The organism is Streptomyces sp. NPDC043738 (genome assembly GCF_056436545.1).
The window spans coordinates 1-26,818 of the sequence record NZ_JBWKCJ010000046.1 but is presented as its reverse complement, the minus strand read 5'-3'; the positions used below and the strand labels follow the sequence as shown (position 1 = coordinate 26,818).

Here is a 26,818-nt window from a genome sequence, read left to right as displayed (position 1 = left end):
GTTCCCCCGATTCCGTGCTTCCTCGCGGGACTGCCGCCGAGCGGATCGCGCGCCGGTTCCGACGCCGTCCGGTCCACTGTCGTGGGAGGTACTGAAATCCCGATGAAATAGCGATGATGCGGGCGGCAGCCCGGGCGGAGCCGGGCCCGTCGTGCGGCGACCGGCACTGCGACGGCCCATGCCCGCCGCCTTCGGTGGTGCGCACCGGCCGGGCCGGAGTGTCGTCTGCCCCCTCCGCGCAGTGGCCGGGTCGACGTCACGCCCCACGTAACCTCTTCCTGTGCCAGCCTCCCGTCCGCGTCGCGTCGCCGTCCTCGTGCTCGAAGGCGCGAAGCCGCTCGATGTCGGAATTCCCGCGCAGGTCTTCACGACCCGCGCGAGCATGCCGTACGAGGTGCGGGTGTGCGGGGCGACACCCGGTCTGGTGACCGGCGGCGACGGCCTCGCGTACTACGTCGCGCACGGCCTCGACGCGCTGGCGTGGGCCGACATCGTCTTCGTCCCCGGCTACCGGTTCCCGGACCGCGACGACCCGCCGCGGGCCGTCGTCGACGCACTGATCGCCGCCCACGACCGGGGCGCGCGGCTCGCCGCCATCTCGACGGGCGCCTTCGCACTCGCCGCCACGGGCCTGCTCGACGGCAGGCGCGCCACGACGCACTGGCACTACACGCGGGCGCTCGTGGCCAGGCATCCGCTCGTCCAGGTCGACGAGAACGTGCTGTTCGTCGACGAGGGCAGCGTGCTCACCTCGGCCGGCGCCGCCTCCGGCATCGACCTGTGCCTGCACATCCTGCGCGGCGACCTCGGAGTGGCCGCGTCCAACCATGCGGCCCGGCGTCTGGTCGCGGCCCCCTACCGCAGCGGCGGCCAGGCCCAGTACGTGCCGCGCAGCGTCCCCGAGCCGCTCGGCGAGCGGTTCGCCGCCACCCGCGAGTGGGCGCTGCACCGGCTCGGCGAGCCGCTCACCCTCGACACACTGGCGCGGCAGGCCGAGGTCTCGCCGCGCACGTTCTCCCGGCGCTTCGTCGAGGAGACCGGCCACACGCCGATGCAGTGGGTGATGCGCGCCCGCATCGACCTCGCCCGCGAACTGCTGGAGCGCTCGCAGCGCAGCGTCGAACAGATCGCCGCCGACGTCGGGCTCGGCACCGGCGCGAATCTGCGCCTGCACTTCCAGCGCATCCTCGGCACCACACCGAGCGAGTACCGGCGCACCTTCACCCGGGGCGAGTAACCCGCTCGGCACCGTCCGGCGACGCGTGGCGGGAGCGTGGCGGGATCCTTTTGAACCATGGCGATCCCGCCACTGTCAGCGGTGCGAGCCGCGGGCGACCCTGGTGGCGAAGGAAAGGGACATCACTCATGACTCGCATCGCCATCAACGGATTCGGCCGCATCGGACGCAATGTGCTGCGCGCACTGCTGGAGCGCGACAGCGCCCTCGAGATCGTCGCCGTCAACGACCTGACGGAGCCCGCCACTCTCGCCCGGCTGCTCGCCTACGACAGCACGGCCGGCCGGCTCGGGCGCCCGGTGACCGTCGACGGGGACGCCCTCGTCGTCGACGGCCGTCGGATCACGGTGCTGGCCGAGCGCGAACCGGCGCAGCTGCCGTGGGCCGAACTCGGCGTCGACATCGTCCTGGAGGCCACCGGCCGCTTCACCTCGGCGAAGGCCGCCCGGGCCCACCTCGACGCGGGCGCGAAGAAGGTGCTCGTCAGCGCGCCGTCGGACGGCGCCGACGTCACGCTCGCGTTCGGGGTCAACACCGACGCCTACGACCCGGCACTGCACACGATCGTCTCCAACGCCTCCTGCACCACCAACGCGCTCGCGCCGCTGGCCAAGGTGCTCGACGAACTCGCCGGTATCGAGCACGGGTTCATGACGACGGTGCACGCCTACACGCAGGAGCAGAACCTCCAGGACGGTCCGCACCGCGACGCCCGTCGCGCCCGGGCCGCCGGCGTCAACATCGTGCCGACCACGACCGGCGCCGCCAAGGCCATCGGCCTGGTGCTGCCGAACCTCGACGGCAAGCTGTCGGGCGACTCGATCCGGGTACCGGTGCCGGTGGGCTCGATCGTCGAGCTCAACACGACCGTCGCCCGCGACGTGACGCGCGACGACGTGCTGGCGGCGTACCGCGCCGCGGCGGACGGGCCGCTCGCCGGCGTCCTGGAGTACTCGGACGACCCGCTGGTGTCGTCCGACATCGTGGGCAATCCCGCCTCGTCGATCTTCGACTCGGCCCTCACCCGCGTCGACGGCCGCCACGTCAAGGTGGTCGCGTGGTACGACAACGAGTGGGGCTTCTCGAACCGCGTGATCGACACGCTCGAATTCCTCGCCACCCGCTGACCGGACGCCGGGGCGGTGCCCCGCCTCCGGCGGGCCGCGCCGGCCGGCACTTCCTCCGGGCGCTCTGGTCGACCGGTCGGGCCGACCAGAGCGCCCCGTCACAGAAGCGGGTCCGCCCGGCCTCCGCAGGGTGCGCCGGGCGGGTGTTGCCGTGGTGGCAGGTTCAGGGCGGGCTGCCGATGGGGCCTCGTCCTTTGTCCTCAAGCGGGGACGGGCTCCTCGGCGGGAGTGCTCTCCAGCGCCTCCAGGCGCTTGATCATGCGGCGAACAACCAGCAACGGGATCACGCCGAACACGCCGAACGACATATCGATGACCGACCACCACATGGGGATTCCCCGGATCGGGCCGCAGACGAGCGCGAGCGGGATGATCCCCGCGCAGGCGATCATGCCGAACTCGACGACCCAGATGTTGCGTACCGGATCGCGGTAGGGCCCGTAGAAGGCCACGGCGATGACGAGGTGGGCGAAGGCCAGCCAGTCGGTGCCGTACAACACGAAGGGGTACTGGGCGTCGGTGGCGTCGAGGCCGTCGCGGACTCGCTCGATCCACTCCATGAGCCCCGGAAGGGCGTCTGCGACAGGCGCCGCCCAGGACGTCAGCGCGTCATGGACGAGGTGCAACTCGGTGACGAGGGGGAAGGCCGTGAGCCCGCTCAGCACCAGACAGATGATGAAGACGACCAACCACACGCGTATGCGCCGCAGTAGCGCTCTTCGCTCGATCATGTCCGCAGAGTACGCCCGGGTTTGCCTGTGTCTTTCCGCGCCCCGGTGAGGCGGCGCGCGAGGGCTTGCGAGAAGATGCCGGGGCCTGTGACCGCAGCCGGTCCGGTCACCGTGTCCCGCGGCGGCTCGCCTCCCTTGAGGAGCACGGACGAGAATGGCGTCCGGCACTGCTGACGAAGGGGGCGACGGCTTGAGGAACGCGCTGAACCTATGGCGTCAGGATCTCAAAAGGGTGCCCGAGTCGGTCTGGCGACGAACCGACCTCCGCGTGCTGATCCTTGCGGACAACGGGCTCACTTCCCTCTCGCCGGAGATCGGAAAGCTGGATCGGCTCAGGACCCTGGACCTGGGCCACAACGCGCTCGCGTCGGTACCGGACGAACTGGGGGATCTCTCAGGGCTCACGGACTGCCTCTACTTGCACGACAACCGCCTGTCCCAGCTTCCGCAGACCCTGGGGCGCCTGGCGCGACTGCGTTACCTCAACGTCGGCGAGAACCGCCTGGCGGCATTGCCGGAAACCATCGACGGGATGGCCAGCCTCATCGAGCTGAGAGCACAGCACAACGGCCTGACCACGCTGCCCGGATCGATCGGCCGGCTCCGCAACCTGCGTGAGCTCTGGCTGCGCGGAAACGCCGTCGAGTGCCTGCCGCCGTCGACCGCGGAACTCCACGAACTGCGTCACCTGGACCTTCGCGAGAACGCCGTCGCGGAGCTCCCCGAGTCTTTGGCGAGCCTTCCGCTGCTGCGGCAGATCGACCTACGGAGCAATCGGCTCAGTTGCCTGCCGGACTGGCTCGGGCAGATGCCGTCGCTGGAGAAGCTGGATCTGCGGTGGAACGACATCGATCCCGCTCTGCCCGTGCTGACCCGACTGGAGCGGCGGGGATGTGTGGTCTTGACGTGATCGCGCTACGGCGACCGCCGCGTCGTGTCGTGGCCCGGCTCGGTGGGTGCCGCTGAGGTGAGGGGCGCAGTGATCGGTGTGAGACTGGGTGGGGAAGGGGTGATCCCCGTGCCGGACCCATGGGCGCCCGCGGATACCGGCGCCGCGGTCGACGAGCGTCTGCTGGAAGAGCTGATCACCGAGACGCAGAGCGTTCTCCCGGTGGACTTGTCCGCGCTGGCGAACCGGTGCGCCTGCGCCCTCGGACTGAACACCGTACTGATCTACCTCGTCGACCTGCAGCAATGGCTGCTCGTCCCGCTCGACGAGTCCCTGGAGCCGCTGCCGGTGGACGCCTCGCAGGCCGGCTGGGCGTACCGCACGGTCTCCCCGCGGGTGACGGACAACGGCGACGGCCTGGTCGTCTGGGTACCGCTGATCGACGGTGCGGAGCGGCTGGGGGTCCTGGCGGTGCGGACCGCCACACTGGACGGGCCGCGGATGCGCCGCAGCCGGATGCTGGCCGATCTGCTCGCGATGGTCGTCACCTCCAAGCGCGCCTACAGCGACTGGATCGCCGCGCGCACCCGCACCGCGACCATGCAGCTGCCTGCCGAGATGCTGCGGGCCTTCCTTCCGCCCCGCACCATCGGCAGCAAGGAGTGCGTCTCGACCGCGGTGCTCGAGCCGGCGTACGACGTCGGCGGCGATGCCTTCGACCACGCGGTGATCAAGCATGTGCTGCACACCATGATCCTCGACGCCATGGGCCACGATCTGGCCTCCGGGCTGACGACCTCGGTGGCCATGGCTGGCGCGCGCAACGCCCGCCGCAGCGGCGCCGACCTGCCCGACCTCGTCGGCAACGTCGACCGCGCGCTCGCCCAGTGGCTGCCCGACCACTTCTGCACCGGTGTGGTGTGTCGGCTCGACGCCAAATCCGGGCAGTTGCACTGGATCAACTGCGGTCACCCGCCACCGCTGCTGATCCGTGACGAGCAGGTGCTCGAGGGAGCGCTGGACAGCCCCCCGCAGCCGCCGATCGGCCTGCACCTCGAACTCACCCCGGCAGCCCGGCAGGTCCACGAGACCACACTCGAACCGGGTGACCGCGTCCTGCTCTACACCGACGGTGTGGTCGACGCGCGCGACGAGAACGGCGTCGAGTTCGGCCTCGACCGGTTCACGGACTTCATCATCCGCGCCTCCGCCGTCGGCCAGCGCCCGGCCGAGGCACTGCGGCTGCTCAGCCACGCCATCCTCGACTACCAGCACAACGACCTGCGGGACGACGCCACCATCCTGCTCTTCGAATGGCACCCGCAGCAGCCGTGAGGGGCTGGTGCGCGCCGGCTCCGCCGCGATCACTGCGTGGGCCGCAAGGTGTCGATGAGTTCGGCGGCCGGGGTGGTGGGTGTGCGGGGGTGCAGGAGCTCGGTGCGGTGCACGATGCGGGGCTCGGAGATCGGTACGGCCGCGGTGCCGGGCAGGTCTTCGGCCACGGGCAGGGCTGCGGTGGTGAGGCCGGCTCCGGCGGCCACCAGGACGGCCAGTGCGCGGATGTCGGTTCCGGTGTAGGCGAGTTGGTGGCCGAAGCCGTCGGACTGGGCGGCGGCGCGGAGTTGGGCCAGGGGTACGGCGGCGTCGGGTGCGTCGATCCAGCGGGCGGCGGCGAGGTCGGCCAGCCGTAGCGCCGGGCGTCCGGCGAGCGGGTGGGTGGCGGGCAGCAGTACCGCGAGGGGTTCCTCGCTGACGGGGAAGGCGGTCAGGGGGCCGGCGTCGGGCAGCGGCAGCGGGTCGCTGGGTGCCACCGCGCCGTCGACCAGCGCCAGATCCGCCGCGCCGGTCAGCACCGTCCGGACCGCTTCGGCGCTTCCGCACACCCGCACCGAGGCCGCGAGCCGTGGGGCGTCGGTGTGGGCGCGTACCAGCGCGAGCGCGGTGGCGGGTGTCAGCGCGCCCGGTGTGCAGGCCACCGTGAGCCGCCCCGGTTGCACCTGCCGCAGGCGCGCGATGTCGGCGCGCGCCGCGTCCAGGCGCAGCAGCAGCGGGCGGGCGTGGTCCAGCAGTCGCTCGCCCGCCGGGGTCGGCGTTACCGGGCGGCGGGTGAGCAGCGGGGCCTCCAGGTCGGTCTCAAGGCCCGCGATGTGCTGCGAGACCGCGGACTGGGTGTAGCCGAGGGCCTGGGCGGCGGCGGAGAAGGAGCGGTGGTCGACCACGGCGACGAAAGTACGCAGCTGCTGCGGATCCATGAGTATCAGTATTCCTGATACTGGATCCAGGAATCATCGTTGGACGCGATGCAGCTGGGCGGCTCAGGATGACCGCATGACACACACCGCCCGCGTCGCCCTGGTCGGCGACCGCTCGCCCCACGTCCGTTCCCACACCCGCGTCCCGGGCCTCCTCGACGCGCTGCGCGAGCACGACGGCCTGGACCTGGACGCCTACTGGATCGCCACCCAGGACGTGGCCGACCACACGACGCTGACCGGGTTCGATGCGATCTGGGTGCTGCCCGGCAGCCCCTACCGCAGCGAGGCCGGCGCACTCGCGGCCATCCGCACCGCCCGCGAGGACCGCATCCCGCTGCTCGGCACCTGCGCCGGCTTCCAGCACGTCCTGCTCGAATACGCCCGCAACGTGGCCGGGCTGGCGACGGCCGGTCACGCGGAGAACGCGCCCGACACGCCGGCGGCCGACGCCGTGGTGGTACCGCTCGCGTGCTCCCTGGTCGGTCACGAGGGCACGATCGAGCTGACCGCGGGCTCCCGCGCCGAAACGCTCATCGGCGCCGAGCGATCCATCGAGCGCTACCACTGCAACTTCGGCGCCAGCCCCCACCACGTTCAGCTGCTGCGCACCCACGGGCTGCGGTTCACCGGCACCGACACCGACGGCGAGGTGCGGATCGCCGAGCTGCCGGAGCACCCGTACTTCCTCGCCACCCTCTTCCAGCCGGAACTCGCCGGCGACGGCACCCGCCCGCACCCCCTCGTCCGCGGCCTCGCGGCGGCCGCCGTCGCCCGAGCGAAGGGCGCGGCGTGAACGGCGTCAAGCGCCTGTTGAGCCGCTACCTGCGCCTGTGCACGGTGCCCGACGCTCATGTCGCCAGCCCGCTGGCCTCCACCCGCGACACGTGGTTCCCCAGGCTGCCGGACCCCTGTCCGGCGGTGCCCGCTGCGCACGGCGGCGGGCACCGCCCTGACGGGGGTCGAACCGGCCTGATCTGCTGCGGGGTTACGACGTGGCGTTGTCGTTGTCGTCCCGGTTCTCCGTGAGACTGCGGGCCCTTCGGTATCTCAGGTCCGCCTGCCGATGCCACAGGCGGGCCACCAGAGCGACGGCGACGGCGCCGGCGAACCCCGCCACGGTCGAAACCCAGCCCGACAAGGACACCTTGACGACCGTCCCCACGCAGATGGCCACAGCGACCGCGCCTGAGAAGAACAGCCGGCCGTTCGGCGGACGCGGTTCCTTCCGCTTCATCGCCACATCACCTTCAAGCATCCCCACCTCCTCACTTCCGCTGAGCCGGTCAGCACTTGTGGGCACCCTGGACCACGCCGGCCACGGCCCCGCCGAAGCCACCCACGGCGGCCCCCGGGGCACAGCCGGTCTCCAGGTCGGCGACACAGCCGGCAACGCCGCCGAGCTCGGCTGTGTCCAGGCTCTTCTTGCCCACGCACTTGGCCCAGTCCCAGAATCCGTAGGCCGTCACAGTGGGGACGACGGTCCCCTTGAGAGTGGTGTTCGGGGTGTCGACGTGCTGGTAGAGGGTGTTGCCCCTGACCTGCCACGTCACCTTGTGCAGATGTCCGTCCGTGTCCTTGATGGGCTTTGGCGACATGGTGAGGAGCCTGACGCCCTCGCCGTCCTCGATCGACACGCTGCCGTCCTTGGCGGAGGCGAGGTGGTGGTCCCCCTTCAGACGGGAGAACGTCCACGCGGTGTCGCGGGCGAAAGTGGTGGTCTTGCCGGATGCGGCCAGGACCTTGTCCAGCGTCTGCCCTGAGGGCGCCGCGGCGGTGGCGCTCGGCGCCGCAGCGATGAGGGTGGCAACAACAGCCAAACCCGTTGCTATGCCCGTACGCTGACGGTCCGTCATACGCATGAAGTCATTGCCTTCCTGTTCATATCCGCCGGAAGAGGGCACATGCGCCTCTGTCCGATGTGTGCACACCAAGATCAACATCTGTGTCCAGCACCGCGCAAAGTGCATTTACCGACTTGATGAACCGTTTGCGAAGGGTTTACGAGGTGTGCAGGTGGTCGGCGTGTGGTGCGACATCCGGATGCTGCCGTTCGCGCCGCGGCGGGGACAGGCGAAGGCTTCGGACCGACTCCGGGCGAGACCGTGCTGCGTCGATCAGGCCGCGGGGCCGGCCGTAAACCGTTTGACCTGGTCGCCGGCCAACGCTGCACTGTGGCGGGGCACCACGAGTCGCGGTGCCGGTATCCCGAGGAGGCAGCGGCAGCTATGCGGATCCGTTCCACAGTCGACCAGGACCTCGACGTCTTCGTCGACACCCTCCATGCCGCGTTCGGGCGCTTCCCGGAAACCCCGGCCGAGGGCGGTGGCGGACTGTGGTGGTCGGCGCTCGAAATGGACCGCAACCTACTTGCCGTGACGGCGGACGGGCGGCCCGTCGGCACCGCCGGTGCGTACTCCTTGGAGCTCACCCTGCCCGGTGGGATCCCCGCCCCGGCCGCCGGGGTGAGCGCCGTCGGTGTTCTGCCCTCGCACCGACGCCAGGGCGTGCTCAGCGCGATGATGCGGCATCAGCTCACCGAGCTGCGGGCCCGAGGGGAGTCCCTCTCCGTCCTTCTGGCCTCCGAGGCCCCGATCTACGGCAGGTTCGGCTACGGGCCGGCGACCTACACGCAGCAGCTGACGGTGCCGCGCCACCAGGCCGCCCTCGCCGTCCCCCGGGCGCGCGCAACGGCCGACGCCCCGGCGGCCGGCTCGGACACCGGCACCGTCGAGCTGCTGCGGCGTGCCGAGTGCGGTGAGATCCTGGAAGAGGTCTACGACCGGTACCGCCGCGCACAGCCCGGCGCGCTGTCCCGGCCGCACCGCTGGTGGGCGCTGGGCGCGGGGCAGCCCCCGGTCTCTCCGACGCCGCGCCACGTCGCCGTCCACCGTGACGCCGACGGCGCCCCGGACGGGTACGCCAGCTACTCGATCGAGTCCGGCACCTTGACGGTCGACGAGACCATCGCCACCGACGACGCCGTCTTCACGGCCCTGGCACGGTTCGTGCTCGGACACGACCTGGTCACTCAGGTCGTGTTCAAGCACTTCCCGCCCGAGCACCCGCTGCGCTGGCAGTTCGCGGACTTCCGCGCCGGCGAGGTGAGCGGCGACACCGACTGGCTCTGGGTGCGGCTGCTGGACGTCCCGCGTGCGCTGACCGCGCGCGGCTGGTTCACGGACGGCGAGCTGGTCCTCGACGTCGACGACCCGTTCCTCGGCGAGCACGGCCGCTACCTGCTGACCGTCCGGGACGGCAAGGCCGACTGCGTCCCGACGGACCGGGAACCGGACCTGTCCCTGGATGTGAGCGACCTGGGCGCGGTCTACCTCGGCGGCACCGCCCCGAGCACCCTGGTGCGTGCCGGACACATCCGGGCCCACCGCCCGGACGCGGCCGCCCTCGCCGACGCCCTCTTCCGTGCCGAGCGCTCCCCGCACTGCCTGCACTGGTTCTGACCGCGCGCTCACCGGTCCTGGCCGCGCCTCGTCAGGTGCGAGGCGCCCGTCAGGCGCGGCAGCGCAGCATCTCCAGTGGGGGGTTGGCGCGGAAGTCCGCCCAGAAGTCCGCGCCGAACTCGCGCACGCCGGCCTCGGACACCTCCATCGGGACCCAGGTCACCTCGCTGAACCCGGCGGCCCGCAGCGACTCCTCGTGGACCTCGCGGCGCGGCCGGGTCGAGACGAAACTGACGGGGTCGCCGTCGAGCAGCGCCGTGGTCCGGACTCGCGGCCCTGTCTCGGCCTCCTCGCCGGTCAGCTCGCTGCGAAAGCCGTACTTCTCCGGGGACGGCCCGTCGAACCGGAAGTCGGGCGACTGGTTGACCAGGAAGAACTCGGCGCCCGGCTTCAGGCTCCGGTGCACGTTGCGGCACATCCGCTCCGTGGTGGCGTTGTCCTCCGCGTAGTTGAGCAGGTGGACCCCCACGGCCACGTCGAAGCGCTCATGGAGGGGGCGCAGTTCGGAGGCGTCGCCGACCTCGTAGCGCACGCCCAGTGGATCGCGCTCCTCCAACTTCTGTGCCACGGCGATCATTTCGCCGGAGATGTCGATTCCGAGCACCTCGGCGGCACCGCGCCGCTTGAACTCCCTGCTGTAGAACCCGGTGCCGCAGGCCAGGTCGAGGACCGACTTGCCGCGCACGTCCCCGACCATGGCCAGGAACCCGGGCACCGCCGCGTACCGCTCCAGCGGCAGGGACTTGAAGCCCTCGTACGCTTCACCGATCTCGTCGTACTGCTGCACGCCCATCGTGCCGTCCTCCCCGTGCTTCGCCATGTCCTCGGCCGCGGCCCCGCCCTCGGAGCGCACCGCTGCCTCTGCCCGGCAGTCTCTACGAAGCCCGGAAGGCCGTCGTACTGGCAGAAGCTACGAAGGTGCGGACGGCGTCCCGGCCCCTTGTACAAGGGGGCTTACGGGCACAGGTCCCGAGTCGACGGCGCCGCATGAGTACGCGTACTCATGCGCGCCTCCTGACTGCCCGTCAAGATGTGGCCATGACGTGCGCATTCCCTGAACCCTCGCCGCGGCGTGGCCGGCCCTGGTCGCGCAGGACGCCTCGTGCACGGGACGTGGGGATCGGCATCGCGCTGTTCGTCGTCGAAGTCGCGGTATTCCTGCTGGCCGGTTTCGGGTACGGCATGGAGGTGTGGGCCGCGCAGGGGGAGCAGGCGCGGATCGATGCGGTGCAGCTTGCGCAACTCGCCTGGATGCAGCACTTCTTCGTCGCCGTGGTCGTATGTGCCGGGCTCGCGGCGCTGTTCCGCGCGCCGTGGACGGTGCTGTCGCAGCTCCTGGCCGCCGGAGCGGTGGCCGTGCTGTTCATGCTGGCGCAGCACGACTACGACCGGAGCCATCCGGATCCCTCGTCCGTCCCGAGCGCGGGCTATACGCCCTGCTACAGCGGTAGCGGAAGGTGCAACTGAGTCGCTCCGGCCGTCAGCGCCCTCAGCGCCGCCCCGGTGAGCGGCGTGGCCGGTCAGCGCCCGTCCGGCCGCCCTGCCGGGCGGAACCGGGCCGCGCCTCGACGACGCGGCCCGGCGCATTCGCCTCAGTCCTCTCGGCTGGTGACCTCGAGGAGGTGAAAGCCGAACTGGGTCTTCACGGGACCCTGGATCGTGCCGACCGGGGCGGAGAAGACGACCGTGTCGAACTCCTTGACCATCTGTCCCGGCCCGAACGATCCGAGGTCGCCGCCCTGGCGCCCCGAGGGGCACGTGGAGTGCTGCTTGGCGAGCTCGGCGAAGTCCGCTCCGGCCTCGATCTGTGCCTTCAGCTCCGACGCCTTGTCCTCGCTGGCGACCAAGATGTGACGTGCGGTGGCCTTAGCCATTTGTTACACCCTTTCGATGAGACATCAACGCTGCGTTACGCCCAGGGGCCGGCAGGTGGTGGCGATCAAGGCTCCCACCGCCACAGGTCCCTTCGGGCTCCCGTAAGCAGCCTTCGGTAAGTCGGTCATGCACCATCTCACAGACGATCACAGCATGACGCACCAGGCGGGCGCTTTCGCCGCGGCCGGCGCGGGGCCGCCGGGGAGCGGCCGGTGGCCTAGGTCCAGCATCCCCGCGCGGTCAGCACCTTCCGCAAGGTCTCGATGTCGTCGGTCATGATGCCGTCCACGCCGAGATCCAGCAGGGCCGCCATCCGGTCCGCGTCATTGATCGTCCAGACGTGGACCTGCATGCCCAGTGCGTGCGCGGCGCGCAGGAACAGCGGGTCGACCACCGGGAGGCCGGACTGCCGCTCGGGTACCTGTACGCAGACCGCGCTGCGCCGCACCGCCGCGCCCAGCAGCCGGTCGAGCGGCAGCGCCCCACGGCCGTAGGAGCGCAGCCGCAGGCCGGCCACGCCGCGGGTGCCGAGGGAGCTGGCCATCCGTGCGCCGGCCAGGCGCTGCGCGCGCGCCACCCGGGCCTCCGAGAACGACCCGACGCACACCCGGTCCCAGGCGTCGGTGCGGCGCAGCAGCTCCAGCAGCGGGGACAGTGCGGCCTCCGCCTTGAGGTCGACGTTCCAGCGCGCTTCGGGGAACTCCTCCAGCAGCTCCTCGAACAGCGGCAGCGGCTCCCGGCCGGCGACCCGGGCCCGGCGCACCGCCCGCCAGGGCAGCCGCCCGATCGCGCCGCGGGTGTCGGTGACGCGGTCGAGCGTCGGGTCGTGGAAGGCGACCAGCTTTCCGTCCGAGGTGGCGTGCACATCGGTCTCCAGATAGCGGTAGCCCAGGTCGACCGCGCGGCGGAAGGCGGCGGCGGTGTTCTCCAGGCCGTCCGCGGCCCCGCCCCGGTGGGCGAAGGGGAGTGGCGCGGGGTGGTCGAGGTAGGCGTGGCGGAGGCGTATAGCGGGGGTCACTCCGGCAGTATCGCGCGCTCGGGTGAAGTCCTGGCGCGGGCCACCACCCGCGACGGGGCCTCGGGCAGTCCCTTGATCGCGAAGAGCCGCAGGAAGAGCTGCGCCAGCGGTCCGATGGCCAGCGCGTAGACCACGGTGCCGGCGCCGACGGAGCCGCCGAGCAGGAAGCCGACCGCGAGCACCGTCACCTCGATGCAGGTCCGCACCAGCCGCACCGGGCGGCCGGTCCGCTGGTGCAGCCCGGTCATCAGCCCGTCGCGCGGCCCCGGGCCGAAACGGGCGGAGATGTACAGACCGGTCGCGGCGCCGTTGAGGAGGACGGCGAACGCCAGCAGCGGGATACGGGCGGCGTACGAGGGCAGCTCGGGCACCCACGCCATCGTCGCGTCCATGACGAGCCCGAGGATCACCACGTTCGACACCGTGCCCAGGCCGGGGCGCTGGCGCAGCGGGATCCACAGCAGCAGGATCAGGGCGCCCGAGACGATGGTGACCGTGCCGATCGAGAGTCCCGTATGCCGGGATATGCCCTGGTTGAGCACGCTCCACGGCTCCAGGCCCAGGTCGGCGCGGACCATCAGTCCCATGCTCACGCCGTACAGCGTCAGGCCCGTGTAGAGCTGGATCAGCCGACGCGCCAGCAGGCCCCTCCGTGGACCGGATCCCCTCGTCATGGACACGAAAATTCCCCCTCCTGGCAGGATTGGACCGACGCATGACACCATGTGGCATGTCCGAGCTCGGGAAGTAGAGCCAATTCGGGGAAGGTGGACTGATCTTCATGGCTCAGTGGACTTCAGCGGTAGGTGCGCCCCAACTCGCCCGGCTGCTCCGGTCGCAGGACCCGCGAGCCGCCGAACTCGCCGTCGGCGGACGCAAGTTGCCCGCCTACCGCGGACTCGCCGACGGCGTACGCCTGCTCGTGCTCGAAGGCCGGGTGCCGGTCGCGGCCCGGCTGCCCGCCGAGCGCGAGCTGGCCGCCGCCTTCGGCGTCAGCCGCACCACCGTCGCCGCCGCCTACGAAGCGCTGCGCGCCGAGGGATTCCTGGAGTCCCGGCGCGGCTCCGGCAGTTGGACCGCCGTCCCGGCCGGCAATCCGCTGCCCACCCGCGGCCTGGAACCGCTGCCCCCGGAGGCCGCCGGCTCCATGATCGACCTCGGCTGCGCCGCCCTCCCCGCCCCCGAGCCCTGGCTCACCCGCGCCGTCCAGGGCGCCATGGCCGATCTGCCGCTCTACGCCCACACCCACGGCGACTACCCGGCCGGCCTGCCGGTGCTGCGCCAGGCCCTCGCCGACCGCTACACCGCCCGCGGCATCCCCACGATGCCCGAGCAGATCATGGTGACCACGGGTGCGATGGGAGCGGTGGCCGCGATCTGCCGGCTGTGTACCAGCCCCGGAGAGCGGGTGGCCGTCGACTCGCCCTCGTACGCCAACATCCTCCAGCTGATGCGGGACGCCGGCGCCCGGCTGGTCCCGGTCGCCCTCGGGGAGCGGCTGGCCGGCTGGGACATTCCCGCCTGGCGCCAGGTGATGCGGGACGCCGCGCCCCGGATGGCGTATGTCGTCGCCGACTTCCACAACCCCACCGGCACCCTCGCCACCGAGGACCAGCGCCGCCGCCTCGTCGACGCCGCCCGCTCGGCCGGCACGCTGCTCGTCGTCGACGAGACCATGACCGAGCTCCGACTGGACGAGGACACCGAGGTTCCCCGGCCGGTCTGCGCGTTCGACCCCGCCGGCAGCGCGGTGATCACCGTCGGCTCGGCGAGCAAGGCGTTCTGGGCCGGGATGCGGATCGGCTGGGTGCGCGCCGCCCCCGACATCATCCGCAGTCTGGTCGCCGCCCGCGCCTACTCCGACCTGGGCTCACCGGTCCTCGAACAGCTCGCCATCGCCTCGCTGCTGGAGGGCGGCGGATGGGAGCAGGCCATCGAAATCCGCCGGGACCAGGCCCGTGAGAACCGCGATGCGATCGTGGCCGCCCTCCAGCGGCACCTGCCCGACTGGGAGTTCAGCGTGCCGCGCGGCGGTCTGACGCTGTGGGCGCGTACCGGCGGGCTCTCCGGCTCCCGGATCGCCGAGGCGGGGGAGCGGCTCGGGGTGCGGGTCCCCTCTGGCCCCCGGTTCGGTGTGGACGGCGCCTTCGAGGGCTTCGTACGGCTGCCGTTCACGGTCAGCGGCGCGGTCGCCGACGAGGCAGCGGCCCGCCTGGCCGGTGCGGCGCGGCTGGTCGCGACGGGCGCCCCGGTGGAAGCGGAGCTGCGGCAACACTTCGTCGCCTGACGGTGCGCCGGGAGCGCCGGGGCCGGGCTCTCACCGCTCCGCGCGCAGGGCCTCCACCGAGCCGCTCTTGACCGTACGGGACTCGCCGCCCTTGACGATCGACACCCGCGCGGGCGCACGTACCGGCCCGGCGGCGGGCCCGGCCGGCTCCGCGGCCGGCGCCGGATCGGCCCCCGCGGACCGGCCGTCCGCAGCGCCCGCCGCCGCGGTACCGGCCTCCGCGTCGGCCGCAGCCGCACGCTCCGGCAGCAGCGCCAGAACGGCCTGCCGGTGCGCCTCGCTCGTCGCGTCGTCGAACGGATCGGGCGTGGCCGGCACCTGCAGTCGCAGGACGGGAGCGGTCCCCAGCCGCGCATAGCCGCGTCCCGGCGGTACCTGCGCCGTGGGCGTGGTGTGCGGCGGCGCCCCGAGGACCGTCCGTACCTCGTCCGCCGAGGCGGGACCGAGCACCACCCGCGCCTTGGTGTGCGCCCGCACCGGATCGCTCAGCAGGTCGGCGCTGTCGAACTGGTCGGCCACGACCACCGTGACATGGGCCGCCCGGCCGTGCCGCAGCGGCACCTGCAGCCAGCGCTGAGGGTCGTCCCGGCCCTCCGCGGCCGCGATATGGGTGAGTGCCGTCAAACGGTCGACGATGATCCACAGCGGTCGCCGGGTGTCGTCCGGCGCGGGCCGACCGGCCTGCCGCGCCCGGTTCGCGACGACCAGTCGCCGCTCGGTCTCGTGGGAGGCCCACTCCAGCCTCGTCAGGGCCCCCGACAGCCCGCTCTCCACTCCCAGCACGCCGGGGTGCCCGACCAGGCACCCGAACTCGCCGGTGCCGGTGCCGTCGACGACCAGTACGTCGCCGTGCTGCAGTGCCTGCAGCGCGATCGAGCGCAGCAGCGTCGTGGTGCCGGTCGCCGGCTGCCCCAGGGCGAGCAGATGCGGCTCGGCGGAGCGCGGCCCGGTACGCCAGACCACCGGCGCGGCGTCGCGCCGCTCCTTGCCGGCGGCGACCGGCAGGGTCCGCTGCACGGAGTCCGGGTCGGTGAAGCCGAGCACCGTCTCGCCCAGGGAGGTGACGAAGCGCTGTGCGGCGATATCGGCGGGCAGCGCCGCCAGGACGGTCACGGTGAGCTGGTTGGCCAGCTCGTCCCAGGCGAAGTGGTACTCCCGGCCGCGGCCCGCCTTCGCGTACAGCACCTGCTCGATGCGGGCCCGGGACCGGTCCTCACCGTCGGTGAAGTACGCCGGGTACTTCAGCCGCAGCCGCTCCAGGCGCCCCGTGTCGTCGAACGCGTACTCGCCGAAGACCTGCTTCCAGTCGCCGTCGTGCGCGTACAGGGGACTGGGATCACCCTCGGCGGAGAGGTAGGGCACCAGAGCCTCGTACAGCGCCCGCAGCCGCTCCGTCTCCGCCTCGCTGGGACCGGTCTCCACGGTGGTACGCTCCCGCCCCGCCCAGGCGCCCGCCCCCATGGCCGAGATCAGGGCGAGCAGCGGCCCGTACGGCACCAGGGCGACCACCAGCACGCACGCGCCGACGAAGCACAGCAGCGGACCGCGGCTCTCCTTGGGCGTCTCGGTCCAGCGCCCCCGGCCGGCCGCCGCCAGCCGGCGCAGCCCCCGGCCGATGGTGATCAGCGGATGGAACACGTCGGAGGCGCTGTCGGCGGCGGTGCGCGCGAGCTCGCGACTGCGGGCGAGCGATGAGCTGTTGGCCATACGGGCGAGCGGTACGCGGTCGGTCAGGATGCGGGGCAGAGGACGCCGGGCCACATCTTCTCCTGTTGCTCGTGCGGTGGTCTGGGCGGCTCGGCGTGGGCGGCGAGCCGGGGCGTGCGGAACGCGGTGCCGCCCGGACGGGATCTGCTGCGGTCCGTTCGGGCGGGACCCGTGGAGTGGAGCCGGCGGAGGAGATCGGGGAGGCATCTCCCTAGAGCTTGATCCCCCCGAGGAGGCTCGCCAGGCTCGCCCCGCCGGCCTTGATGCTCGGCGCGATGGCGGAGCTCGCGAGATAGAACCCGAAGAGCGCGGAGACGAGCGCGTGGGACAGCTTGAGTCCGTCTTTGCGGAAGAAGAGGAAGACGATGACACCGAGCAGGACGACGCCGGAAATGGACAGAATCATGGGGGGTTCTCTCCTGGGTGGTGGGGACGGTCACCATGAGTTCTTCCAGCCTCACAGCCCGTATCAAGCCCCCAAAAGCTGCGAATGGGTGATTTATCGTTGAAATTCCCTATTTGGGCGCAGCTCCAGGGCGTGTCGCCCCGGCGTGTCCCCGGCGTGTCGCGATCCGCACCCGCCGACCGGCACAATCGTCGGGTGTCGAAGCCGAAGAACAAGCCGCCCAAGAGGCCGTCGCCCGCGCCGCGCCGCCCGGCGGCCGTCACCCCCGATGCGCCCTGCCCCTGCGGACGGGCCGAGAGCTACCGCGACTGCTGCGGCGCCTTCCACCAGGGGCGCGCCGGCGCCCCCACCGCGGAGCGGCTGATGCGCTCGCGCTACAGCGCCTTCGCCGTCGGTGACACCGGCTATCTGCTGCGCACCTGGCACCCGACGACCCGCCCCGCGGCCCTCGACCTCGAACCGGCGCAGCGCTGGACCGGGCTGGAGATCCTCGGCGCGACCGGCGGCACGGCCTTCCACGCCGAAGGCACCGTGGAGTTCCGCGCGCACTTCAGCCTGCACGGGCACGCCGACAGCCAGTACGAGCACAGCCGGTTCGTCCGCGAGGACGGCGAGTGGGTCTATCTGGACGCGCTGCCGCCCGCGTAGTCCGCGCCCCGCCGGGCCGGCTCAGCGACCCCGCAGCTGGTCGGTCTCGCGGCGCTCGCGCTTGGTGGGGCGCCCGGCGCCGCGGTCGCGATGCGCGGCCGGCGCCGTCATCTCGCGCGGCGGGGGCGGCGGACTGTTGTCGATGAAGCACTCGGCGGCGACGGCCGCGCCCACCCGCTTGCGCACCAGCCGCGAGACCACCACGATCCGCTCCCGGCCGGCGTGCCGCAGCCGGACCTCGTCGCCGTTGCGCACGGCGTGCGCCGGCTTGACCCGCTCGCCGTTGACCCGTACGTGCCCCGCGCGACAGGCCGCCGCGGCCAGTGAGCGGGTCTTGGTGAGCCGTACGGACCAGATCCAGCTGTCGATGCGGGTGGTCCCCTCGTCTGAAGCCATACCCAGACTCTAGAGCGATCACGGCGCGCGGTGGCCGAGCGGTGAGCGGTCAGCCGGACTTCCTGGCCGTGGTCTTCTTCGCCGCGGTCTTCTTGGTGGCGGCTTTCTTGGCCGCGGTCTTCTCGGGGGACTTCCGCGCGGTGCTCTTCGCCGCGGTCTTCTGCGCCGTCGTCTTGCGGGTCGTGGCCTTCTTCTGCGTGCCGCCGGCCGCGGTCTTCTTCGCGGCGGTCTTCTTCGCCGCGGTCTTCTTCGCCGTCTTCCGCCCCCGTATCGGTGTCACGGACGCCGGCTCCTCGGCCTGCGCTTCGCCCCCCTGCGCGGCCCGCACGCTCTTCTCCAGGGCCGCCGTCAGATCGATGACCTGGGCGCCGGACGGCGTCGCGGGGACGACCGGCTCCGCACCCTCCAGCTTCGCGGCGACCAGCTCCTCGACGGCCTCCCGGTAGTCGTCGTGGAGTTCGGCCGGGTCCAGCGCGCCCAGGGAGTCCATCAGGGTCTCGGCCAGCGTCATCTCGTTCTCGCGGATCTCGACCTCGTCGGGTACGACACCGGTGGCGGGCCGGATCTGATCCGGCCACAGCAGCTGGTGCATCACGATCGCGCCGTCGTGCGCCCGCAGCATCGCCAGCGACTCCCGCCCCCGCATCGCCACCTTGCCGATGGCCACCTTCCGATGGTGCTCCAGCGCCTCCCGCAGCACCGTGTACGGCTTGACGGCGGCCGCCCCGTTGGGCCCCAGGTAGTAGGCCTTGTCCATCTGGAGCGGATCGATCTCGGCAGGGTCGACGAAGGACAGGATCGACAGCGTCTTGGCGGTCGGCATCGGCAGCCGGGAGAGGTCGTCGTCGGTGATCGGCACGACGGTGTCGTCGCCGGGCGGCTGATAGCCCTTGCCGACCTCCTCGTTCGGGACCTCCTCGCCGTCCAGCTCGCAGATCTTCCGGTACTGGACCGGAGCGCCGTCCTTCTCGTGGATGCGCACGAAGGAGACCGAGGAGGTGCGGTCGGTGGCGCTGTACGTCTTCACGGGGATGGTGACCAGCCCGAATGAAATCGACCCATTCCATATAGAACGCATATTTCATCCCTTGTGTGGGATTCTCATCGTATGTCGCCGATCACCATCGTGGAGGGGCGACGCCTCTCGCTGACCAACCTGGACAAGGTCCTCTATCCCGAGACCGGCACCACCAAGGGCGAGGTGCTGCACTACTGCACCACCACCGCCGACGCCCTGCTCCCGCACCTCCACGACCGGCCGCTGTCCTTCCTGCGTTACCCCGACGGGCCGGACGGCCAGCGCTTCTTCACCAAGAACGTGCCGCCCGGCACCCCCGCCTGGGTGCAGACCTGCGAGGTCCCCCATTCGACGTCCGGGCCCACCCGCCAGGTCCTGCTGCAGGACCTTCCCGCGCTGGTCTGGGCCGCGAACCTGGTCGTCGAGCTGCACACGCCGCAGTGGACGAGCCGGGCGCCGGGCATCGCCGACCGCCTCGTCGTCGACCTGGACCCCGGCGCACCGGCCACCATCGTGGAGTGCTGCGCCGCGGCACAGTGGCTGCGCGAGCGGCTGGCCGCCGACGGCCTGGAGGTCTACGCCAAGACGAGCGGCTCCAAGGGCCTGCACCTCATCGCGCCCATCGAGCCCACCCCCTCCGCGCGGACCACCGCCTACGCCAAGCGGCTCGCCGCCGAGGCCGCGCGGGCCCTGCCGGACCTCGTCGTGGACAAGATGACCAGGTCGCTGCGCCCGGGGAAGGTCTTCATCGACTTCTCCCAGAACGCCGCCGCCAAGACCACCGCCGTCGCCTACACCCTGCGCGCCCGCGCCACCCCCACCGTCTCCACGCCCGTCACCTGGGACGAGATCGCCGACTGCACCGCACCGGAGCAACTCAGCTTCCTCTTCAGCGAGATCGCCCCCCGCTGCGAACGCCACGGCGAGCTGCACGCGCCGCTGCTCGACCCGGACCGAGCCCGTCCACTTCCCGGAGCGGCATAGATTGACCCTCATGATCGACGGGACATCGGACGACACCGTGCAGCTGCGAGCGCCGGGTGGGCGGATACCCGGCCCGGACGGGGACCGGGGCGCCGGCAGCGGTGAGCAGGACACCGGGAAAGGGGTGGCGCGCTCCTCGCTCCTGATGGCCGTGGGGACGGTGGTCTCCCGCGCCACGGGGCTGATCCGGACGGTGCTGCAGGCGGCCGCGCTCGGCACCGGCCTGCTCGCCACCACGTACAACACCGCCAACGTCGTCCCGATGAGCATCTACACCCTGCTCATCGGCGGCGCGCTGAACTCCGTGCTGGTGCCGCAGCTGGTACGCGCCAGGGTCGAGCACGCGGACGGCGGCCGCGCCTACGAACAGCGGTTGGTGACCCTCGTGCTGAGCGTGCTCGCGATCGGCACCCTGCTGTCGGTCTGGGCCGCCCCGCAGATCGTCGCCGTCTACACCGCCGACACACCCCGGACCCACGCCGCCTTCGAACTCACCGTGGTCTTCGCCCGCTTCCTCCTCCCGCAGATCTTCTTCTACGGGCTCTTCTTCATCTTCGGCCAGGTGCTCAACGCCCGCGGCAGGTTCGGCGCGATGATGTGGACGCCGGTGCTCAACAACGTCGTGCTGATCGCGATGTTCGGCGTCTACCTCGGCCTGCTGGCCGGACCCGACCGGATCGAGGACATCACCCCCGGCCAGATCGACCTGCTGGGCATCGTCACCACGGGCGGTATCGCCCTCCAGGGCCTGGCGCTGATCCCGTTCGTACGGGCCGCCGGCTTCCGCTTCCGGCCGCGCTTCGACTGGCGCGGCAGCGGCCTGCGCAAGAGCATCGCGGCCGCCCGATGGACCCTGCTGTTCGTCCTCGCCAACCTGGTCGCGATGACCGTCGTCACGCACTACGCGGGCGCCGTCGACCAGCAACTCCCCACCGCGGGCGTGGGGTACACCGCCTACAACTACGCCCAGGGCATCTGGATGCTGCCGCAGTCGATCGTCACCGTCTCGCTGGTGACCGCGCTGCTGCCGCGGATGAGTCGCGCGGTCACCGAAGGCCGGCTGGACGACCTGCGCGGCGACCTCTCCCGCGCACTGCGGGTCAGCGGCGTCCTCATCGTTCCGGCGGCCTTCTTCTTCCTGGCCTTCGGCCCGCAGACCGCCCAACTGCTGTTCGCGCACGGCACCGTGGACGCCGCCTCGGCCGCGCCCGCCGGACACATGCTCCAGGCCTTCGGTCTCGGCCTGATCCCCTTCTCCGCCCAGTACCTGCTGCTGCGCGGCTTCTACGCCTTCGAGGACACCCGTACGCCGTTCTGGATGGCCTTTTGGACCAGCGCCGTGAACATCGCCCTGGCCACCGCCTGCTACCTGCTGCTGCCCGCCCGCTGGTCGGTCACCGGGATGGCCGCCGCCTACACCGTCGCGTACGGATTCGGACTGCTGGTCACCGCGCGGCTGCTGCGCCGGCGGCTCGCCGGACGGCTCGACGGCCGGCGCCTGTGCCGTACGTACGGCAAGCTGGCCGGGGCCGCCGCCGCGGCCGGAGCGGTCGGCTGGCTCGTGGCCCGATCCTGCTCCGGGGTCCCGGTCCCGGAGGGCTGGACCCCCGTCCTGGGCCTGGCCGCCGGGGGCCTGACGATGGCCCTGATCTTCCTGGGCCTGGCCCGCGCCCTGAAGGTCGCCGAGCTGCGCACCCTGCCCGGCCTGCGCTGACCGGGGCGGCTCAGACCGCGTGCGGTCGCGGCCAGGACGCCCGTGCCGCGGCCTCGATCCAGCCGATGACGGCCTGCACCGCGGCATCGCTCAGCCCGGCCAGCTCCGCCACCGCGGTCTGGTCCCCGGCCGCCGGTGCGACCCCGGCCGCGGTGAGCGCCACCTGGAGGTCCAGCCGCCGGCGGTCGGGCAGCGCCACCGGCGCCTGCAGCCGCTCCTCGGGGCGCGGGGGAGGGAGCGGCAGGTCATCGGGGTGCGACGACAGGGTGGGCACCCGGTCCTCGGGGCGGGGCGGCGGGAGGAGGAAGTCCAGGGGCAGCGCACGGGTGTCGAGGCGGTCCTCGGCGCGCGGGGGAGCGAGGGCGTAGTCCGGTGTCGCGCCGTACGGCGGGGAAGCGGGGCGGTACGGCGACATCGGGGCCTCCAGCGCGGTCCGAAAGGATTGGGCAACGGTTCAGAAGGGGTTCAGGGGGTTCGGCGAAGGGCGCGTCAGTTCCGGGGGAGCGGGGGCGGTTCCGGAAGGGAACCGGGCGGTTCCGGGGAAAGACGCGTCGGTTCTTCTGAAGCCGTCCGGTGCGCCTTCGGTTGCGAGAAGGGCGCGGGTTCACTCGATGGGGGCATGGCCGGATGCCGGCTCGACGTGGTTTTGGAACGCACGATCCAAAATGCTGTATCGTCCTCGGAGCGGGCGGGGGGCTGGTGTGGCGCGCTGTGCCGCCCCCTGCACCTGTGGCCGCCCGGGATTCCGGGGGCCTTCGCCCGCTCTCGTAGGGGATCGATCGGATGGGAAAGGGAGGTCGGGCCGTGCCGCGTGCCGTGTATGTGCTGGCCGTCGGGATCTTCGCCATGGTGACCAGTGAGTTCGTGGTGGCCGGGCTGATGCCCCAGATGGCGGACGGGCTGGGAGTGGGCGTGCCGCGGATCGGCTATCTCATCACCGCCTTCGCGGCGGCCATGGCGGCCGGTGGGCCGTTCCTCACCGTCGCCGTGGTGAGGCTGCGTCAGAAGCTGGCCCTGATGGTGTTGTTCGGGATATTCCTGGCGGGCAATGTGCTCGCCGCCCTCGCGCCGGATTACGGGGTGATGCTGGTGGCGCGGATCGTCACCGGGGTCGCCTCGCAGGCGTTCTTCGGTGTCGCGATGTCGATCTGTGTCCAGCTGACCCGGCCGGAGGGCCGCGGCCGCGCCATCGCGGTGCTGATGAACGGGCTGATGCTCGGCACGCTGCTCGGACTGCCGCTGTCGACGGTCGTCGGTGAACGCTTCGGCTGGCGGGTGGCGTTCTGGGTCATTTCCGGGATCGCGGTGCTGGCCGCGCTCGCCACACTCGCCGGAGTTCCCCGGCTGGGGCGCGCCGAGGGCGGTGGGAACGTCCGGGAAGAGCTGGTCGTCTTCAAAAATCCCCGGCTGTGGCTGGTGTTCTCCACCAGCACGCTCATCATCGGTGCGACCTTCTCCGCCTTCAGCTATGCCAATCCCATTCTGACCGGGGTCACGGGATTCAGTACCGGAACCGTGCCGCTGCTGCTCATCGGATACGGTGCCGCCACCGTCATCGGAAATACCGTCGTGGGGCGACTGGCGGACCGGTTCACGGTCGGTGTCCAACTCGCCGGCCTGGCACTGAATTTCCTCTTTCTGGCCGGGTTCGCGCTGCTGGCTCATCTCGCCGTACCGGCGGTGGTGCTGTTGATGGGAATCGGCCTGGTCGGTGTCACGATGAATCCGGCGATGGCCACCCGTGTGCAACGCACCGGAAACGCCCGGCCGTTGGTGAATACCGTGCACTCGTCCTTCATCACCCTCGGTGTCATCGTGGGTTCCTCGGTCGGCGGTCTGGCGATCGACTCCTTCGGGCTGCGTGCTCCGTTGTGGCTCGGTGCCGCGCTGGCCGCCGTCGGGATCGCCACGCTGCTGCCCGACCTGCGCCGCCGCCCCGGCACGGTGCCGACGGCCCCGGCGGGAGCCCCCGCGCCGCGGGTCCAGGTGCCCACGGCGGTCGAGCCGAAGGAGGCCTGCGCGGCGCGGTCCTGACGGCGGACCGATGAATTCCGCTGTCCTTTCGGGGGGAATTCGGCGATTGCCACGGGGCGGACACACAACTCTCCCCTGGTGTTCACACTGTGGTGATTACCGCGATGGAAAGCTGCCAAGTGGCCGTATTCCCAACGGCCGGTGCCGGTCGTGCCCCACACATTTCACGGCCTGGTACCACAATTCGGGGAGAGGACACCCTTCGTGGACAAGACCCACATAGTTCGCCGTGGCCGCGTGCTGGCCATCGCCGCCACCACCGTCATGGTGGCGGTGGCCGTGCAGATCCCGGCCGGTGCGACGGCCACCCCGGCCGCACCGCGCGGTTCCGTCACCGCCTATGACGACACGTACTACCAAGACGCCGTGGGCAAGACCGGCCAGGAGCTCAAGGGCGCGCTGCACCGGATCATCAGCCAGACCCAGACCGGAAAGCTGACCTATTCCCAGGTCTGGGACGCCCTGAAGGACACCGACGAGGACCCGGCCAACAGCGCGAACATCATTCAGCTGTACACCGGAAAGTCCCAGAGCAAGAACTCCAACGGCGGTGATCCGGACGACTGGAACCGCGAGCACGTCTGGGCGAAGTCGCACGGCGACTTCGGCACCGCCACCGGCCCCGGAACCGACATCCACCATCTGCGGCCGGCGGATGTGTCCGTCAACAGCACCCGCGGGAACAAGGACTTCGACAACGGCGGCACGGAGGTCGGCGAGGCTCCGGGCAACTACACCGACGGCGACTCCTTCGAGCCCCGCGACGCGGACAAGGGCGATGTCGCCCGCATGATCCTCTACATGGCCGTCCGCTACGACGGCGACGACGGCTTCCCGGACCTGGAGCCCAACGACAAGGTCGACAACGGCAGCCAGCCGTACCTCGGCCGGCTCTCGGTCCTGAAGGAGTGGAGCCGGCAGGACCCGCCGTCCGCCTTCGAGCAGCGCCGCAACCAGGTGATATTCGACAAGTACCAGCACAACCGGAACCCGTTCATCGACCACCCCGAGTGGGTCAACGAGATCTGGTAACCGCAACCGGCCGGGTTCGGCCGTGGCGCGCCGGGGTCGGCCCGGTGCGCCACGGCGCCCGGCGGCCGGGCATCGGATGGAGTACGCCAACCGGCGCGCGGCCAGGGGCGTTCTTAGCGTGGCCTCATGTCGAGCGTGAGGTGGGTCCCCGTCAGAGTCGTGACCGCGCTGTCGGTTTGTGCCGCGAGCCTGCTGGCCGCGACCGGGCCGGCGCGCGCCGACGGCCCGCACGGCGTCGACGACCTGCGGGCCGGCGCGCACGCCGCCGCCGGGCCGGGCGGCCCCGGGAGCCGGCTGGACCGCCGGGGCCTGCAGTTCCTGCCCCGGCCGGAGGTGTCCGCGCCGCCGAAGGTCTCCGCGCTGTCGTGGATGGTGACGGACCTGGAGAGCGGCAGCATCCTGGCGGCCGAGAACGCCCACCGGCCGCTGCCGCCCGCCAGCACGCTCAAGGCTCTCTTCGCGCTGACCGTGCTGCCGAAGTTCTCCCAGCAGGAGGTGCACACCGTCTCCGCCGCCGACCTGACCGGCATCGAGGCGGGCAGCTCGCTCGCGGGCCTGAAGCAGGAGGTGCCGTACCGCGTCGCGGACCTGTGGTACGGCGTGTTCCTGCGCTCGGGCAGCGACGCGGTGCACACCCTGGCCGGTATGAACGGCGGCTGGGACAAGACCATCGACGACATGCAGGAGATGGCGCGCCGCCTGGGCGCACGCGACACCAGGGTGGAGTCCGCGGACGGCTTCGACACGCCGGGGCAGTACTCGTCGGCGTACGACCTGTCGCTCTTCGGGCAGGCCGGCCTGACCAACCCCGACTTCGCCCACTTCGCCTCGACGAAGTGGGCTGAGGTCCCCGAGGGCGCGCCGGACGCGTCCGACATGCAGAACACCAACCGGCTGCTGGTCGGCTCGCACGGCGTCCGCCCGTACGACGGCCTGATCGGCGTGAAGAACGGCTATACGTCGCACGCCGGCAACACCCTGATCGCCGCCGCGGAGCGGGACGGCCGCAGGCTGCTGGTCACCGTCATGCACCCGCGGTCCGGCGGCCGCAACGCCGTCTACGAGGAGACCCGTGCCCTGCTGGACTGGGGCTTCGAGGCGGCTCCGCGGGCCGCGGCCGTCGGCATGCTGCCCACGATGGCGCCGGTGGAGCGGCAGGAGGCGCCGGAGCACGTCGTCCACCGGCCGCGGCCGTCCGCCGCACCGCACAAGGCGGCGGTCGCGGCCCACGCCGCATCCGATGCCGAGCGGCACCGGTGGCTGGTGTCGGCCGTCGGAGGCGTCGGCGCCGTGGCCGTCGCCGGGCTCGGCACCGCGCTGTGGTGGCGCCGGCGGGTACCGCGCGAAGCCGGGGACGGGGAGTCGGAGTGAAGCGGCTCCCGCACCGCCGGCCGTCGTACATCAGTCCGATGTGTCAGGGGTACGGGGGACGTCGGCTGGCCTTGCCCGGTGATCGGCGACGCGTCAGCAACGGTTGTACCGCCCGCCGGGCGTCGCTCGGTGTAGCGTCCTGATCAGCTGTCGTGGTTCCGAAGTACCGGGCGCCCGTGTCGCATTCACGGGCGTTCCTGCTGTGCGGTGCGTGTCCGGGCCAAGGCGATCACCTCCGGTTTCCGCGGTACGCGCGGAAACCGACGCAAGCCCATTGAACGAAGGAGACGTACATGGCTTCCGGCACGGTGAAGTGGTTCAACTCGGAGAAGGGCTTCGGCTTCATCGCACAGGACGGCGGCGGCGCCGACGTCTTCGCGCACTACTCCAACATTGACGCCACCGGCTTCCGTGAGCTGCAGGAGGGCCAGAAGGTGACCTTCGAGGTCACCCAGGGACAGAAGGGACCCCAGGCGGAGAAGATCCGGCTGGCGTGAACGCGGCCGCAACGGCACCGGGGGGGGGTGGGGGGGGGGGGGGGGGGGGGGGGGGGGGTTTGGGGGGGGGGGGGGGGGAGGGGGGGGAGGGGGGGGGGGGGGGGGGGGGGGGGGGGGGGGGGGGGGGGGGGGGG

At 71.7% G+C, this 26,818-nt stretch carries 28 protein-coding genes; 15 read left to right on the top strand and 13 right to left on the bottom strand.

All coding sequences use genetic code 11. From position 1 onward, the window contains the following. Positions 1–280 precede the first annotated feature (280 nt). Together AC0680_RS36010 and gap are read left to right on the top strand one after the other, a co-directional pair. Positions 281–1,237, top strand: coding sequence for a GlxA family transcriptional regulator (locus tag AC0680_RS36010; protein ID WP_478637245.1), 957 nt, complete (start codon positions 281–283; stop codon positions 1,235–1,237). 128 nt (positions 1,238–1,365) lie between these two features. Beyond that, positions 1,366–2,364 (top strand): type I glyceraldehyde-3-phosphate dehydrogenase, encoded by a 999-nt coding sequence (gene gap, locus AC0680_RS36005; RefSeq protein WP_478637244.1) that lies wholly within the window; start codon positions 1,366–1,368, stop codon positions 2,362–2,364. A gap of 200 nt (positions 2,365–2,564) precedes the next feature. Here the strand turns inward: gap and AC0680_RS36000 are convergent, their stop codons facing one another. Further along, positions 2,565–3,095, bottom strand: a complete 531-nt coding sequence (locus AC0680_RS36000; protein ID WP_478637243.1) for a hypothetical protein — start codon at positions 3,093–3,095, stop codon at positions 2,565–2,567. A 154-nt stretch (positions 3,096–3,249) separates the two neighbouring features. Between AC0680_RS36000 and AC0680_RS35995 the strand changes: the two genes are divergently transcribed. Further along, entirely contained in the window at positions 3,250–4,005 is a 756-nt protein-coding gene (locus AC0680_RS35995) for a leucine-rich repeat domain-containing protein (RefSeq protein ID WP_478637242.1), read from the top strand. A 108-nt stretch (positions 4,006–4,113) separates the two neighbouring features. Then, positions 4,114–5,319 (top strand): PP2C family protein-serine/threonine phosphatase, encoded by a 1,206-nt coding sequence (locus AC0680_RS35990; RefSeq protein ID WP_478637241.1) that lies wholly within the window; start codon positions 4,114–4,116, stop codon positions 5,317–5,319. A 29-nt stretch (positions 5,320–5,348) separates the two neighbouring features. Here AC0680_RS35990 and AC0680_RS35985 read toward each other — a convergent pair whose 3' ends face one another. Beyond that, on the bottom strand, positions 5,349–6,236 hold the full coding sequence (locus AC0680_RS35985; protein WP_478637240.1) for a LysR family transcriptional regulator: 888 nt from the start codon (positions 6,234–6,236) through the stop codon (positions 5,349–5,351). Positions 6,237–6,312: 76 nt separating this feature from the next. On the opposite strand from AC0680_RS35985, the gene AC0680_RS35980 reads away from it, so the two are divergent. After that, complete coding sequence (locus AC0680_RS35980; RefSeq protein ID WP_478637239.1) at positions 6,313–7,032, top strand: CTP synthase C-terminal region-related (seleno)protein; 720 nt, start codon at positions 6,313–6,315, stop codon at positions 7,030–7,032. 192 nt (positions 7,033–7,224) lie between these two features. On the opposite strand, the gene AC0680_RS35975 is transcribed toward AC0680_RS35980, so the two are convergent. Together AC0680_RS35975 and AC0680_RS35970 are read right to left on the bottom strand one after the other, a co-directional pair. Further along, complete coding sequence (locus AC0680_RS35975) at positions 7,225–7,473, bottom strand: hypothetical protein (RefSeq protein ID WP_478637238.1); 249 nt, start codon at positions 7,471–7,473, stop codon at positions 7,225–7,227. Positions 7,474–7,522: 49 nt separating this feature from the next. Beyond that, positions 7,523–8,056 (bottom strand): hypothetical protein, encoded by a 534-nt coding sequence (locus tag AC0680_RS35970; protein ID WP_478637237.1) that lies wholly within the window; start codon positions 8,054–8,056, stop codon positions 7,523–7,525. A gap of 408 nt (positions 8,057–8,464) precedes the next feature. On the opposite strand from AC0680_RS35970, the gene AC0680_RS35965 reads away from it, so the two are divergent. Beyond that, positions 8,465–9,697 carry a GNAT family N-acetyltransferase gene (locus AC0680_RS35965; RefSeq protein ID WP_478637236.1) on the top strand — a complete coding sequence of 411 codons (1,233 nt, stop codon included), beginning with the start codon at positions 8,465–8,467 and terminating at the stop codon, positions 9,695–9,697. Positions 9,698–9,746: 49 nt separating this feature from the next. Here AC0680_RS35965 and AC0680_RS35960 read toward each other — a convergent pair whose 3' ends face one another. Beyond that, positions 9,747–10,490: a class I SAM-dependent methyltransferase gene (locus tag AC0680_RS35960; RefSeq protein WP_478637262.1), complete on the bottom strand. Its 744-nt coding sequence runs from the start codon at positions 10,488–10,490 to the stop codon at positions 9,747–9,749. Positions 10,491–10,684: 194 nt separating this feature from the next. Here AC0680_RS35960 and AC0680_RS35955 point away from each other — a divergent pair, with 194 nt between their 5' ends. Next, positions 10,685–11,164: a DUF6234 family protein gene (locus AC0680_RS35955; RefSeq protein ID WP_478637235.1), complete on the top strand. Its 480-nt coding sequence runs from the start codon at positions 10,685–10,687 to the stop codon at positions 11,162–11,164. 125 nt (positions 11,165–11,289) lie between these two features. Here AC0680_RS35955 and AC0680_RS35950 read toward each other — a convergent pair whose 3' ends face one another. From AC0680_RS35950 to yczE, 3 genes are all read right to left on the bottom strand, one after another. Further along, positions 11,290–11,571: a peptidylprolyl isomerase gene (locus AC0680_RS35950; RefSeq protein WP_478637234.1), complete on the bottom strand. Its 282-nt coding sequence runs from the start codon at positions 11,569–11,571 to the stop codon at positions 11,290–11,292. Positions 11,572–11,789: 218 nt separating this feature from the next. Beyond that, positions 11,790–12,590 (bottom strand): glycerophosphodiester phosphodiesterase family protein, encoded by an 801-nt coding sequence (locus tag AC0680_RS35945; RefSeq protein WP_478637233.1) that lies wholly within the window; start codon positions 12,588–12,590, stop codon positions 11,790–11,792. Next, positions 12,587–13,264 (bottom strand): membrane protein YczE, encoded by a 678-nt coding sequence (gene yczE / locus AC0680_RS35940; RefSeq protein WP_468985393.1) that lies wholly within the window; start codon positions 13,262–13,264, stop codon positions 12,587–12,589. Before yczE ends, AC0680_RS35945 begins: the two co-directional genes overlap by 4 nt. A gap of 107 nt (positions 13,265–13,371) precedes the next feature. Between yczE and AC0680_RS35935 the strand changes: the two genes are divergently transcribed. Further along, a complete protein-coding gene (locus AC0680_RS35935) occupies positions 13,372–14,877 on the top strand; it encodes an SCO1417 family PLP biosynthesis transcription factor (RefSeq protein WP_384437974.1) in 1,506 nt (501 codons plus the stop codon). A 30-nt stretch (positions 14,878–14,907) separates the two neighbouring features. Here AC0680_RS35935 and AC0680_RS35930 read toward each other — a convergent pair whose 3' ends face one another. Then, the gene (locus AC0680_RS35930) at positions 14,908–16,638 is read right to left on the bottom strand and encodes a hypothetical protein (RefSeq protein WP_478637232.1); all 1,731 of its coding nucleotides are present in this window, start codon (positions 16,636–16,638) and stop codon (positions 14,908–14,910) included. 157 nt (positions 16,639–16,795) lie between these two features. Next, a complete protein-coding gene (locus tag AC0680_RS35925; protein WP_030412631.1) occupies positions 16,796–16,990 on the bottom strand; it encodes a hypothetical protein in 195 nt (64 codons plus the stop codon). Positions 16,991–17,185: 195 nt separating this feature from the next. On the opposite strand from AC0680_RS35925, the gene AC0680_RS35920 reads away from it, so the two are divergent. After that, positions 17,186–17,638, top strand: a complete 453-nt coding sequence (locus tag AC0680_RS35920) for a YchJ family protein (RefSeq protein WP_478637231.1) — start codon at positions 17,186–17,188, stop codon at positions 17,636–17,638. Between the two features lie 21 nt (positions 17,639–17,659). Here AC0680_RS35920 and AC0680_RS35915 read toward each other — a convergent pair whose 3' ends face one another. Further along, the gene (locus AC0680_RS35915) at positions 17,660–18,034 is read right to left on the bottom strand and encodes an RNA-binding S4 domain-containing protein (RefSeq protein ID WP_478637230.1); all 375 of its coding nucleotides are present in this window, start codon (positions 18,032–18,034) and stop codon (positions 17,660–17,662) included. Between the two features lie 49 nt (positions 18,035–18,083). Then, positions 18,084–19,112, bottom strand: coding sequence for a non-homologous end joining protein Ku (gene ku / locus AC0680_RS35910; protein ID WP_478637229.1), 1,029 nt, complete (start codon positions 19,110–19,112; stop codon positions 18,084–18,086). Between the two features lie 30 nt (positions 19,113–19,142). Here ku and ligD point away from each other — a divergent pair, with 30 nt between their 5' ends. Both ligD and murJ read left to right on the top strand, forming a co-directional pair. Beyond that, entirely contained in the window at positions 19,143–20,036 is an 894-nt protein-coding gene (gene ligD / locus AC0680_RS35905) for a non-homologous end-joining DNA ligase (protein WP_478637228.1), read from the top strand. 10 nt (positions 20,037–20,046) lie between these two features. Continuing rightward, entirely contained in the window at positions 20,047–21,750 is a 1,704-nt protein-coding gene (gene murJ / locus AC0680_RS35900; RefSeq protein WP_478637227.1) for a murein biosynthesis integral membrane protein MurJ, read from the top strand. A gap of 10 nt (positions 21,751–21,760) precedes the next feature. Here the strand turns inward: murJ and AC0680_RS35895 are convergent, their stop codons facing one another. Beyond that, the gene (locus tag AC0680_RS35895; RefSeq protein WP_478637226.1) at positions 21,761–22,165 is read right to left on the bottom strand and encodes a hypothetical protein; all 405 of its coding nucleotides are present in this window, start codon (positions 22,163–22,165) and stop codon (positions 21,761–21,763) included. 389 nt (positions 22,166–22,554) lie between these two features. On the opposite strand from AC0680_RS35895, the gene AC0680_RS35890 reads away from it, so the two are divergent. From AC0680_RS35890 to AC0680_RS35875, 4 genes are all read left to right on the top strand, one after another. Next, positions 22,555–23,784 carry an MFS transporter gene (locus tag AC0680_RS35890; protein WP_478637225.1) on the top strand — a complete coding sequence of 410 codons (1,230 nt, stop codon included), beginning with the start codon at positions 22,555–22,557 and terminating at the stop codon, positions 23,782–23,784. Positions 23,785–24,048: 264 nt separating this feature from the next. Next, positions 24,049–24,816, top strand: coding sequence for an endonuclease I family protein (locus tag AC0680_RS35885; RefSeq protein ID WP_478637261.1), 768 nt, complete (start codon positions 24,049–24,051; stop codon positions 24,814–24,816). Positions 24,817–24,942: 126 nt separating this feature from the next. After that, positions 24,943–26,187, top strand: a complete 1,245-nt coding sequence (locus AC0680_RS35880; RefSeq protein ID WP_478637224.1) for a D-alanyl-D-alanine carboxypeptidase family protein — start codon at positions 24,943–24,945, stop codon at positions 26,185–26,187. Between the two features lie 293 nt (positions 26,188–26,480). Then, on the top strand, positions 26,481–26,684 hold the full coding sequence (locus AC0680_RS35875) for a cold-shock protein (protein ID WP_085922226.1): 204 nt from the start codon (positions 26,481–26,483) through the stop codon (positions 26,682–26,684). Positions 26,685–26,818: the final 134 nt, after the last annotated feature.

Coding starts and splice junctions, on each gene's coding strand:
- AC0680_RS35935 (WP_384437974.1), top strand. CDS start 13,372: ATGGCTCAGTGGACTTCAGCGGTAGGTGCGCCCCAACTCGCCCGGCTG.
- gap (WP_478637244.1), top strand. CDS start 1,366: ATGACTCGCATCGCCATCAACGGATTCGGCCGCATCGGACGCAATGTG.
- AC0680_RS35985 (WP_478637240.1), bottom strand. CDS start 6,236: ATGGATCCGCAGCAGCTGCGTACTTTCGTCGCCGTGGTCGACCACCGC.
- murJ (WP_478637227.1), top strand. CDS start 20,047: ATGATCGACGGGACATCGGACGACACCGTGCAGCTGCGAGCGCCGGGT.
- AC0680_RS35955 (WP_478637235.1), top strand. CDS start 10,685: ATGAGTACGCGTACTCATGCGCGCCTCCTGACTGCCCGTCAAGATGTG.
- AC0680_RS35960 (WP_478637262.1), bottom strand. CDS start 10,490: ATGGGCGTGCAGCAGTACGACGAGATCGGTGAAGCGTACGAGGGCTTC.
- AC0680_RS35965 (WP_478637236.1), top strand. CDS start 8,465: ATGCGGATCCGTTCCACAGTCGACCAGGACCTCGACGTCTTCGTCGAC.
- AC0680_RS35995 (WP_478637242.1), top strand. CDS start 3,250: ATGGCGTCCGGCACTGCTGACGAAGGGGGCGACGGCTTGAGGAACGCG.
- AC0680_RS35895 (WP_478637226.1), bottom strand. CDS start 22,165: ATGTCGCCGTACCGCCCCGCTTCCCCGCCGTACGGCGCGACACCGGAC.
- AC0680_RS35880 (WP_478637224.1), top strand. CDS start 24,943: ATGTCGAGCGTGAGGTGGGTCCCCGTCAGAGTCGTGACCGCGCTGTCG.
- AC0680_RS35875 (WP_085922226.1), top strand. CDS start 26,481: ATGGCTTCCGGCACGGTGAAGTGGTTCAACTCGGAGAAGGGCTTCGGC.
- ku (WP_478637229.1), bottom strand. CDS start 19,112: ATGCGTTCTATATGGAATGGGTCGATTTCATTCGGGCTGGTCACCATC.
- AC0680_RS36000 (WP_478637243.1), bottom strand. CDS start 3,095: ATGATCGAGCGAAGAGCGCTACTGCGGCGCATACGCGTGTGGTTGGTC.
- AC0680_RS35915 (WP_478637230.1), bottom strand. CDS start 18,034: ATGGCTTCAGACGAGGGGACCACCCGCATCGACAGCTGGATCTGGTCC.
- yczE (WP_468985393.1), bottom strand. CDS start 13,264: ATGACGAGGGGATCCGGTCCACGGAGGGGCCTGCTGGCGCGTCGGCTG.
- ligD (WP_478637228.1), top strand. CDS start 19,143: ATGTCGCCGATCACCATCGTGGAGGGGCGACGCCTCTCGCTGACCAAC.
- AC0680_RS35950 (WP_478637234.1), bottom strand. CDS start 11,571: ATGGCTAAGGCCACCGCACGTCACATCTTGGTCGCCAGCGAGGACAAG.
- AC0680_RS35925 (WP_030412631.1), bottom strand. CDS start 16,990: ATGATTCTGTCCATTTCCGGCGTCGTCCTGCTCGGTGTCATCGTCTTC.
- AC0680_RS35975 (WP_478637238.1), bottom strand. CDS start 7,473: ATGAAGCGGAAGGAACCGCGTCCGCCGAACGGCCGGCTGTTCTTCTCA.
- AC0680_RS35980 (WP_478637239.1), top strand. CDS start 6,313: ATGACACACACCGCCCGCGTCGCCCTGGTCGGCGACCGCTCGCCCCAC.
- AC0680_RS35885 (WP_478637261.1), top strand. CDS start 24,049: ATGGTGGCGGTGGCCGTGCAGATCCCGGCCGGTGCGACGGCCACCCCG.